We start from the raw sequence: 11,090 nt of genomic DNA on the forward strand, positions 1-11,090 counted from the left end.
ATGATGATGTAGTGTTAATGTTCGGTAATAACTCGCCACGAGTTATTCTGAACATTAATACTGTTGCTCTAAAACAAAAAATGTAACTTTAAACTCTAAACCAAAAATCGCCTTGTTGCGCTAAGGCCTTGAATGCACCAATACCTGATTTTTTCCATCGCCCGTCCGATTGAATGTATTCCCGATCAGAACAACAGCGTTAGCATTGGACTGATGATAAACAACGAACTGAAAAAGAGAATTGGTTTCTGGGAAGATGATAACATTCCTGTAAAAATTGTAAACCAAACCTGCGAGCGCTGCCCGATTGAAAATTGCAAAGAACGCGCAGTCCCTGCAATTTATATTGAGAAAGAAAACAAAATTAAACTGGCGGAAGAAAAGATAAAAGAACTTTCTGCGAGTTAGACCCGCAATTATTCTCCCCAATCGGGTTGCTAAATATGTTTCTTAACTTTACTTTTGGTTAAGCAATTCATAACGCCAACATTATGAAATATAAATTTCTCTTTTCTTTTTTTGTTTACTGCCTACTGCCAACTGCCGACTGCTTTTCCCAGCCCCAGCACAACTTCTGGTATTTCGGCAGGCATGCAGGATTGGATTTTTCTTCTGGTTCACCTGTAGCGGTGTATGGCAAATCCAATACAGATGAAGGTGTTTCAGGTATTTCAAGTGCAGCAGGCGCTTTGCAATTTTACATCGGCACGGATACAACTTGTTCTTCCGTAATAAATATTTGGGATGCAACTCACACTTATATGCAGAACGGAACGGGTTTGTACAGCAACTGTTCTACTTCGCAAAGCACTATAGTTGTTCCACATCCCGGATGCAATTCAAATAAATATTTTATTTTTCAGGTGGAAGGTTCAACGGGCGGATGCGCGCACGGATGCGGTGCGTATTATTCAGAGGTGGATATGTCGCTCAACAGCGGGCTGGGCGCGGTTACCACAAAAAATAATGCGCTGTACTCCTGCGGTTCTCCGCCTTGCGTAACCGAACAGGTAACGGCAACTCCGAATGCGAATGGAATTGATTACTGGGTTTTGATTCACGAATACAGCACAAATAATTTTCGTGTTTATCCGGTTACTTCTTCAGGAGTTGGCGCGGCAGTTGTTTTTTCAGTCGGTCCTGTTTATTTTGGTTCGGGTGGAATCATCGGATATACAAAATTCAATCTTGCGGGAACAAAAATTGCCGCAGGCGGTGGGGGTTCTCTTTACCTGTATGATTTTAATAATGCAACGGGAGTAATTTCCAATCCGCAAGACCTTGCGCTCGGCTCATCGGGTTATGGAGTTGAATTTTCTCCCAACGGAAATTATCTTTACTGCACCAATTTTTTTAACCTGAAGATTTTCCAGTACGACCTTACATCCGGCAATATTCCTGCATCCATCACGCAAGTAGATGTAGGTTCTTTTTACAACAAAGGAGCGCTTCAACTTGCTCCCGATGGAAAAATTTATGCGGCTGTTTCAGGGCAGGCATTTGTTGGCGCGATTAATTCTCCCAACTCGCTATACCCGGCAACCAATTATGTAGATAATGTAGTGCCGCTTGTTGCAGGAACTTTGGAGGGCATTGGCTTGCCGAATTTTCTTGCTTCCTATAATTCTTCGGGCGGAGGATTGTCTGCAACATCAACTGCAAATAATATTTTATGCAACGGAGGAAACGGAAGCGCCACCGCAAATGCTTCGGGAGGAAATTCTCCGTATACATATAGTTGGAATCTTACCGGGCAAACTACTTCAACTGCAACAGGACTTGCGGCAGGAAATTATACAGTAACGATTACGGATGCTGGCGGATGTTCAGCAACGGATACGGTTTCAATTTCTCAACCGACCGCACTTTCAACTACGATTACTTCAACAAATTCCTGCGGAAGTTCGGGAAGCGCAACAATAGCAGTAGCAGGAGGAAGTGGTAGTTATACATATAATTGGAATCCTACAGGACAAACTACTTCAACTGCAACCGGACTTTCTTCAGGAAATTATTCTGTGACTATTACCGATGGAAATGGATGTACAAGCACAGCGAGCGCGACAATTAATTCAGGAAATCCACCGACCGCAACTATTTCTGCAAGCAACACAACCGTTTGTTCGGGAAGTTCTGTAACGCTCACTGCAAGCGGTGGAGGAACTTATTCGTGGAGCACATCACAAACTACAACTTCAATTAGTACCACAGCAACTGCCACGGCAACTTATTCCGTTGTTGTTGATTCAAGCGGATGTACCGATACTGCTTCCATAACCATAAATGTAATTGCAACTCCCACGGCAACTATTTCTCCGAACATTTCTGTTTGTGCAGGACAAACTGTAACACTCAATGCTTCAGGCGGAAATAATTATTCATGGAATACTGGACAAACTACTTCAACAATTACTGCTACTGCCACTGCCGCTGCAACTTATTCCGTTATTGTTTCAAACGGAAATTGTTCCGACACTGCTTCAACTTCCGTTTCTATTTTATCTTCTCCATCTCCAACCATCACAGGAAATAATTTACTCTGCACCGGAGATACAACAACATTAATTGCTAACGGAGGAAATTCTTATTCGTGGAACACAGGTTCAACCTCAACTTCCATAAATGTAAATCCAACTTCAAGCACAACCTATACTTTGACTGCAACAAATTCAAGCGGATGTTCTGCGAGCATAACTGTAACCGTCACTGTTTCTCCGCCACCAATTGCTAATGCGACAAGCGCAACGGTTTGTCAGGGCACAAATGCCATCTTAACAGCAAGCGGTGGAGGAAATTATTCGTGGAGCACAGGTGCAACAACTTCTTCCATCACGACAACGACTGCTGGAAATTATTCTGTGATTGTTTCTGTTGGAACTTGTTCCGATACAGCAACCGCAAGTGTTACAGTGAATCCGAATCCAACCGCAACCGCTTCATCCAACACAACGATTACACAGGGAAACAGCGCAACGCTTACCGCAGGCGGTGGAGGAAATTATTCATGGAGTGATGGAAGCAACGGAGCAACGATTTCTGTTTCGCCTAACGCTACAACGGTTTATTGCGTTACGGTTGTAAATTCTTTTGGATGTAATGATTCCGCCTGTGTGACAGTAACCGTTGAACCGATTGACTGCTCCAACAGCGATAATTATTTTCTGCCGAATGCATTTTCACCGAATGGTGATAATGAAAATGATTTTCTCCGTATTCATCTGCAGAATATATTGTGCGTGAAAGATTTTAAACTGATTATCTATGACCGATGGGGAGAAAAGATTTTTGAATCGGTTGAAACAAACTTTCAATGGGATGGAACATACAAAAGCAAAAAGTTAGACACCGCAGTGTTTGTTTACATCCTCGAAATAAATTACAAAGACGGAAGCCAGATGAGGAAATCAGGCAATGTGACTCTGGTAAAATAAAAATTCAGAATGAATAAATCCTTACCTTTGTATTTATGAAACTAAAAGTTATAATACACGAAGACCTGCCTGCCGGCAAGGCAGGAAAGAAAAACGGCTATTGGGCAGAAGTTCCTTCCTTGCCCGGCTGTTATACGCAGGCAAATTCAATGGAAGAACTTATTTCAAATATTTATGAAGCCGTTGAAGGGTATTTGAAAGTCCGCGAAGAAGAAGCCGAAAAATCTTTCCGCAAAACAAAACACGAAAGACATGAAAAGTACCGCGTACTTAAAGTGGCAGTGTAATGAAATCGGTTAGCGGGAAACAACTCTGCAAGATTGTTGAAAAGAAGGGATGGCTCTTAAAGCGCATTAACGGAAGCCATCACATTTACAAGAAAACAGGTGTAGAACATCTCCTCGTAATTCCTGTTCACAAAAATCAGGATTTGAACCCCGGCTTACTCCGAAGTATAATGAAACTGGCAGGCATTTCAGAAAACGAATTGTAAAACTTTTATAAACATTTTCTGCAACCGCAGTGTTTGTTTACATCCTCGAAATAAATTATAAAGACGGAAGCCAGACGAGGAAAGCAGGGAATGTTAGTTTGATAAGATAAATTCTTTCCGTGTTTTTTTTAGACCCGCCATTATTCCTTTATCATGGGCTTTACAATCCGTTTCGTCCATTTACTTTCGCCCCCGATTTTAAATTCACATCACACTAAAATTCTAAACTTATTTTTTATGTCAACAAAAATCGCTACAGCAGTAATGCACTGCACCCAGCAGCAGCCCAAAAAAATTATTGAGCGCGGAATAAAAGTGCGCGATGGATTATATGCAAGCCCTCTTTACGCCACACCGCCCGTAACAAAGGCAAACTACACGCCACTGGTGGATGCAGCAGTTACAGCGCAGGGCGATGTGAAAGGAGGAGGAAAAAATGCCACCACCGCCCGCAATACGGCAACCACAGCGCTTTTTCTCACGCTCGAAAAACTGCTTTTATATGTGAACGGGCTTTACAAGGGAGACAAAGACAAACTTTCTAAATCAGGTTTCGACATAAGCAGCGAGCCCGCCCCGCACGGAATACCCGATGCGCCCGTAATAAAAAAAATTGAGAATGGCGATACTCCCCACAGCGCAAAAATTTTTCTTGCTAAAACAACAAGCCCTCTCGATACTCAAAAAGAAAGCGTAAACTTTATTGTGCAAATGTCGGACGATGACAGCGCGGATGAAAATTTTAAAACCGTGCTGCAAACCAAAAACCAGCATAAGTTGGTTATTGCAAACCTCACGCGGGGCAAAGAAGAATTTTTCCGCGTTGCAAAAGCAAATGCAAAAGGTCAGAGCGATTGGAGCAACACGGTTTCATTTATTCCGCAATAGCGCAACGCAATGTATGCGTATTGCCAGGTAATGTTCATACATCGCTCTCTGATGTTCATACATCGCTCTCTGATGTACCTGCATCGAAAAGCACTATACATACATTCTTCTTTAATAAAGATAAATCACGCTTCAAGGCAGGTACATTGCGCGCTGATACACATACATAATCCGTTCATGCAGCTCTATTACTTTTGCATATTAATACATCGCTCTTGCATGCAGCCATATCGGTATTTAATAGAGATATATTTTTCGGTAATGTGAATACATTGCTCTTTAATGTATGCCGATTTCTTTCTTTGGTAGTGTTAAATATGTAAGGATACATGTTCAAACTTCTGGTAACGAATTAACGAATCACTTTACGAATGTAACGAATAACAGCATCATTCGTAAAATTTGTAACAAGATTCGTTCATTCGTTACCAGGAATAGAGAATTGCATCATTAAATTTGCAATACTACCCTTTCTTTTTTAGACAGGTCATTATTTGATGTTATCTGCTTGTAATCCGCATTGAACGAATTTACCTTTGGGTATAATTTTTATAACGCCAGCATGAAAATTAAAAATTACTTTACATCAGAAAAATTTACACCCATTTGTTTTTTCATAATTTTTTTCTCAGGAATCTCTGCGGAGAATTTGACCGCCCAAAGCGGAGGAGGCGGTTGCGTAAATTGTCTTCAGGAAAAAGATCCGTCCGCAATGAACGGAAACGGCTCGCTCGGAGTAAGTTTTTCAAAATCAAAATGCGGGCTTAACTATGTGCAGGCATCTGTTCCGCTTCAGAGAAGAAATTATCAGAACATTCCGAGTTCTGTTCAGCCGGCAACCGTTACCATCAGCGGAATTCCAAGTTGTGCCACAGTTGAAAAAGCGGTCTTGTATGCGGGAACTTCGGGAGATGGAGTAGCAATCACAGCAACGATAAAAAATCCAGCCAACAACACAACTAATTTTCCGATGACAATTATTGGAAGTGATATTTCAAAATGCTGGGATAGTTTCGGATATCATCAGACCTTTTCTTACCGCGCGGATGTTTCAACTTGCATTACAGGAAACGGAACTTATACGATTAGCGGATTGCCCGTTGCTCCTCCGAATCCGACTGACACCAACGATACGGACGGTGCAACTTTATTTATTGTGTATGTAAATCCGAACGCGCAGTATAAAGGCGACATTGTGATTTACGATGGCGCGTATGTGATTGGAAACTTCGGAACAGCAACAACCACAATGACAGGACTCAGCGTATGCGCGAATTCTTCTTCTGCAAATGCGTTTGCGATTGTTGCCGACATTCAGCCGCAGAACGGAGGAGTGAATGTTTCGCTGAACGGAAGTCCGAATATTCATGTGAACGGGCAGATGTGGGATTTTGTTCAGCAAAACACAACTGTTTCTTCATCACAAACAACCGCAACATATAAAGTGCAAACAAGCGGTGATTGTTTCAACTTTGAAATGGCTGGACTTTATTTTCAAACTACCACCTGCACTACTTGCGGAAATGCTTCTACAATTTCTGTCACTTCAAATCAAAACAACGCGAGTTGTACCTGCAATGGAACTGCAACTGTAAATCCATCGGGAGGAAATCCTCCTTACACTTACAACTGGAGCAATAATGCAACCACTTCAACTATTTCCGGTCTTTGTGCCGGGACTTACATCGCCACCATTGATGACGCGAGCGGATGTAATTCAACTTCAGCAACCGTTACAATTACTTCAGCCGCAAGTTTCACTCTCAGCGCAAATTCAACAAGCACTCCATGTAGTTCTGCTGTGGCAACTGCTTCTGCAATTATTTCAGGAGGAAATTCTCCTTTCACTTTTTTGTGGAACAATGGTCAGACAACTTCCACCGCAACTAATCTTTCCGCAGGAAATTATTCTGTAACCGTTACGGATGGAAACGGATGTTCGCAAACAACAGTTGCAACGGTGACCTGTGTTCCTACAAGTTCATCTTCTTGTCCTGCATTTGCAAATCCCTCTTTTGAAAATGGCGGAATCAGCGGAGGAGGAATAGGAATTTTGGGCGCGCCATGGAATATTTGCGCATACACTCCTGATACCTATCCGGCAGCAACTCCCCAATTCACTACAACTCTTACACCATCCAACGGACAAAACTTTATTGGTTTTTATTTTACTGCTCCCGCCCCTGAATCTTTCGGTCAACAACTTTCAACGCCATTAACGGCAGCAAATACTTATTCGTTTACAATAGACGCAGCGGCTTATTCAGGCGGGACAGTGGTTCCGCAAGGACAATTTGAAATATGGGGAGGAAATTCTTCCTGCGCGAATAGCCAATTGCTGTGGACATCCCCGGTTATCAATAACCTCACATGGCAAACTTTCTCTGCAAATCTTGCCGCGCCAACTTCAAATTATTCATATCTCACTTTTGATATAACTTGCTCCACTTGCATTTTTCCTTTTCAGAACGCCTACATATTTTTAGATAACATTCAATGCGTGGCTGTTCCCTCTCCTTCTGTAACTGCAACGGGAAATTCCGCCTGCGCGGGAAATTGTGTTACGCTCACTGCAAATGCTTCTTCGGGAAATTCTCCTTACACTTATTTATGGAGCGGAAATCTCGGAACAACTTCTGCTGTGAGTGCGTGTCCAAGCGTAACAACAATTTATACTGTAACAATTACTGACGCAAATTCTTCTACTGCAACTACCACTGCTACAGCAACTATTATCACTTGCTCAACCAGTGCAACCTGTCCTGCATTTCAAAATCCATCTTTTGAAAACGGAGGGAATGGTGGAATTGCAATGACTGCTCCTCAATGGACAATTTGCAATCTCACTCCTGACCTTTATCCTCCGGGAATGGTTACCACTTCTCTCACGCCAACGCAAGGACAAAACTTTGCCGGCTTTACTTCCGACCCCATCAACACAGGCGAATCGTTCGGACAGCAATTAACAACTCCGCTGAACGCGGGAGGAAATTATTCTTTCAGCATGGACCTTGCTGGATTTAATGGCGCGCCATTTTATTTTCCAAAAGCGCAGGTAGAAATCTGGGGAGGAAATTCTTCCTGTGCGAAAACCCAATTGCTATGGACTTCTCCTGTCATAAATAATCTTTCATGGCAAAACTATACAGCCACCCTTGCTGTTCCGACAGGAAATTATTCTTACATAACTTTTCAATCCATCTGCCCCACATGTGTTGCTCCCAACGAAGCTGGCTATATGTTTTTGGATAACATTCAATGCACTCCTCCTGTTCCTTCTTCATCTTGTCCTGCATTTGTGAATCCTGATTTCGAAGGACAGCCGCCAACGATTAGCGCTGCTGCTCCTTCGTGGACAATTTGCGGAAGCGGAACTCCTGACATTTGTCCGCAGCCAATACTCAACGCTACGGTTGCCGCGAGCAGCGGATCAACTTATCAGGGCGGTTCAAATTCAACTCCTGAAATGTGGGGACAACAACTTTCTTCTCCAATCACAGCAGGAACGCCATACTCTTTCACAATGGATATGTACGCAGTGAATTCTCTTATCATTACAGGTAATGGACAATTGGAAATCTGGGGAGGAGGAAATACAAGTTGCGCGCAAACAGAAAAGTTGTGGACTTCCCCTGTTTTGCCGAGCGGTGGAAACTGGCAGACCGTTCCTGTAAATTTTACTCCGCTCGGAAATCATACTTACATTCTTTTCAAACCTGTTATGGTGAATGGATTAAACTATGTGTGCGTGGATAATATTCAATGCTCTGCTTCTCCTCCATCCACTCCGACTGTTACAACAACAGGCGCGTCTGCATGCGCGGAAAATTGTGTTACACTCACTGCAAATGTTTCTTCAGGAACTCCGCCATACACTTATTTATGGAGCGGTGGATTGGGAACAACTTCTGCAGTAACTGCATGTCCATCTTCAACTACTACTTACACAGTAACGATTACTGACGCAAATTCTTCTACTGCCACTGCGACAGCCACAGCAACTATAAATTCAAATCCCACTGCAAACATTTCAGGAAGCGGAACAATTTGTTCAGGAAGTTCTGCAACGCTTACTGCAAATGGAGGCGGAAATTATTCGTGGAATACAAACGCGACAACTGCTTCAATAAGTATTTCTCCGACTTCTACAACATCTTATACAGTTACTGTCACAAATGGAAACGGGTGTACTGCCACTGCTACTGCCACTGCTACTATTTCTCCGCAGATAAATATTACAACATCTTCTACAAACTCGTCATGCGGAACGAATACCGGAAGTGCAACTGCAAATGCTTCGGGAGGAAGCGGAACATTCACTTATTCGTGGAACACAACTCCAATTCAAAATACTTCTACAGCAACGGGACTTTCTGCAGGAAATTATTCTGTGATTGTTACAGATGCTCAGGGTTGTTCATCCACGCAAACAGTTTCAGTTGCGAATTCAAATGGAGGAACTGCTTCGCTGAGCGCATCACAAAATGTTTCGTGCTTCGGAGGAAATAATGGAAGCGCAACTGTTTCAATGAGCGGAGGAAGTTCTCCATTCACTTATTTGTGGAACAATGGTCAGACAACCTCTACAGCGAATAATTTATCCGCGGGAAATTATTCAGTAGTTGTAACTGATGCAAATGGATGTTCAAGTTCGGTGAGTGTAAATATCACACAACCTTCTGCGCTTTCAGCAACCACTTCATCCACGGCAAATATTTCCTGTCTTTCTCCAAATGGAACGGCTTCAGTTGCAGCGGCAGGAGGCAGCGGCAGTTATACTTATTTATGGAATCCGTCTGCTGCCGCAACTGCTACTGCCACTGGTTTACAGGCTGGAAATTATTCTGTGACGATTACGGATGCGAACGGATGCACCGCAACACAAACTGTTTCTGTTGCAGGACCAACACTTCCGACAATTTCTGTTTCAGGAAATACTCTTTTATGTCAAGGCGACCAGACGACCCTTACTGCAACTGGCGGAGTTGTTTATTCGTGGAGCAATGGCTCAACAAATAATCCTCTCACTGTTTCCCCTGCTTCATCTTCAACTTATTCTGTAGTTGGCGCTGACGCGAATGGATGCACAAATACTTCCACAATTTCCGTAACAGTTTCGCCACCGCCAACTGCAAACATTACAGGCAATAATACGATTTGCTCAGGAAACAATACTATTTTAACAGCAAGCGGTGGAGGAAATTATTTATGGAACACGAATGAAACAACTTCTTCAATCAATATTTCTTCAGCAGGAAATTATTCTGTAGTTGTTTCCATAGGAACTTGTACAGCAACAGCAAATTTTTCTGTTGCCGTTATTCTGAGTCCGACTGCAAATGCAGGAGTAAATGTCGTAATTAACATTGGAGAAAGCACAACTTTGAATGCTACTGGTGGAGGCACATATTCATGGAGTCCATCGGCAGGATTAAGTTGCGCTAATTGTGCGAATCCTGTTGCAAGTCCCACTGCGACTACGGATTACTGTGTGTTCGTTACAAATTCAAACGGGTGTTCAGATTCAAATTGTGTGCGAGTAACAGTTGAATATAACTGCACGCCAATATATATTCCCAATGCTTTTTCTCCGAACGGAGATAATGAGAACGATGAATTTTTTGTCTATGGAAATTGCATAAAAGAGATGAAACTGATTATTTACAACCGCTGGGGAGAAAAGGTTTTTCAAACTACCGAGCAGAAAAATGGCTGGAACGGAGAGTGGAGAGGAAAAACAGAAGACAGCGCGGTATTCAGTTATTATTTTGAATATACATTAGTCTCAGGTGAGAAAGGGAACAGAAAAGGAAATGTAAGTTTGATAAAGTGATTTTTTGTTTTCGGCAATCCTTTTATCTTTGCTTGCTCGTTTTAATTCTTTATAATAAAATCTTTCATCATGAAAAAAGAACTACTCTTTCTTTTCATCACTGTTTGCGTATTGTTTCTTCACGGAAACATTGCCGCGCAAAACCAAAATGTAGGAATCGGAACATTAACTCCGAATGCCAGCGCAGTGCTTGACCTGAGTCCGCCCTTGAATGACAAAGGTTTTCTTGTTCCGAGATTAACCGCATTGCAACGCCTTGCAATCACAACTCCCGCAAACGGATTGCTGGTGTATGACACTGACTCCGCTTGTTTCTTTTTCTATAAACAAATTTCTTCATCATGGAATTCTCTTTGTAACAGCGGAATCACTGGAGGAATTGGTCCGACAGGTTCGACAGGCGCAACAGGAACTGCGGGAACAACAGGTGCTACTGGACCAACAG

General features: G+C 42.5%; 7 protein-coding genes. All 7 read left to right on the forward strand.

The genetic code is table 11. The features are described 5' to 3' along the window. The first annotated feature begins 132 nt into the window (after nt 1-132). Entirely contained in the window at nt 133-408 is a 276-nt protein-coding gene (locus tag HY063_06285) for a hypothetical protein (protein MBI3501385.1), read from the forward strand. A gap of 83 nt (nt 409-491) precedes the next feature. Next, complete coding sequence (locus HY063_06290) at nt 492-3,431, forward strand: gliding motility-associated C-terminal domain-containing protein (protein ID MBI3501386.1); 2,940 nt, start codon at nt 492-494, stop codon at nt 3,429-3,431. A 35-nt stretch (nt 3,432-3,466) separates the two neighbouring features. Further along, nucleotides 3,467-3,718, forward strand: a complete 252-nt coding sequence (locus HY063_06295; protein ID MBI3501387.1) for a type II toxin-antitoxin system HicB family antitoxin — start codon at nt 3,467-3,469, stop codon at nt 3,716-3,718. Beyond that, on the forward strand, nt 3,718-3,924 hold the full coding sequence (locus HY063_06300) for a type II toxin-antitoxin system HicA family toxin (GenBank protein ID MBI3501388.1): 207 nt from the start codon (nt 3,718-3,720) through the stop codon (nt 3,922-3,924). Before HY063_06295 ends, HY063_06300 begins: the two co-directional genes overlap by 1 nt. A gap of 237 nt (nt 3,925-4,161) precedes the next feature. Further along, complete coding sequence (locus tag HY063_06305) at nt 4,162-4,812, forward strand: fibronectin type III domain-containing protein (protein ID MBI3501389.1); 651 nt, start codon at nt 4,162-4,164, stop codon at nt 4,810-4,812. 562 nt (nt 4,813-5,374) lie between these two features. Next, entirely contained in the window at nt 5,375-10,645 is a 5,271-nt protein-coding gene (locus tag HY063_06310) for a gliding motility-associated C-terminal domain-containing protein (protein MBI3501390.1), read from the forward strand. Nucleotides 10,646-10,714: 69 nt separating this feature from the next. Beyond that, a partial coding sequence (locus tag HY063_06315) for a hypothetical protein (protein MBI3501391.1) occupies nt 10,715-11,090 on the forward strand: 376 nt, incomplete at its 3' end.

The sequence above is a fragment of the Bacteroidota bacterium genome (assembly GCA_016195025.1).
Lineage (GTDB): Bacteria > Bacteroidota > Bacteroidia > Palsa-948 > Palsa-948 > Palsa-948.

What these genes read in the sequence shown, in the direction of transcription:
- HY063_06290 (MBI3501386.1), top strand. Translation starts at nt 492, where the DNA reads ATGAAATATAAATTTCTCTTTTCTTTTTTTGTTTACTGCCTACTGCCA.
- HY063_06305 (MBI3501389.1), top strand. Translation starts at nt 4,162, where the DNA reads ATGTCAACAAAAATCGCTACAGCAGTAATGCACTGCACCCAGCAGCAG.
- HY063_06285 (MBI3501385.1), top strand. Translation starts at nt 133, where the DNA reads ATGCACCAATACCTGATTTTTTCCATCGCCCGTCCGATTGAATGTATT.
- HY063_06300 (MBI3501388.1), top strand. Translation starts at nt 3,718, where the DNA reads ATGAAATCGGTTAGCGGGAAACAACTCTGCAAGATTGTTGAAAAGAAG.
- HY063_06295 (MBI3501387.1), top strand. Translation starts at nt 3,467, where the DNA reads ATGAAACTAAAAGTTATAATACACGAAGACCTGCCTGCCGGCAAGGCA.
- HY063_06310 (MBI3501390.1), top strand. Translation starts at nt 5,375, where the DNA reads ATGAAAATTAAAAATTACTTTACATCAGAAAAATTTACACCCATTTGT.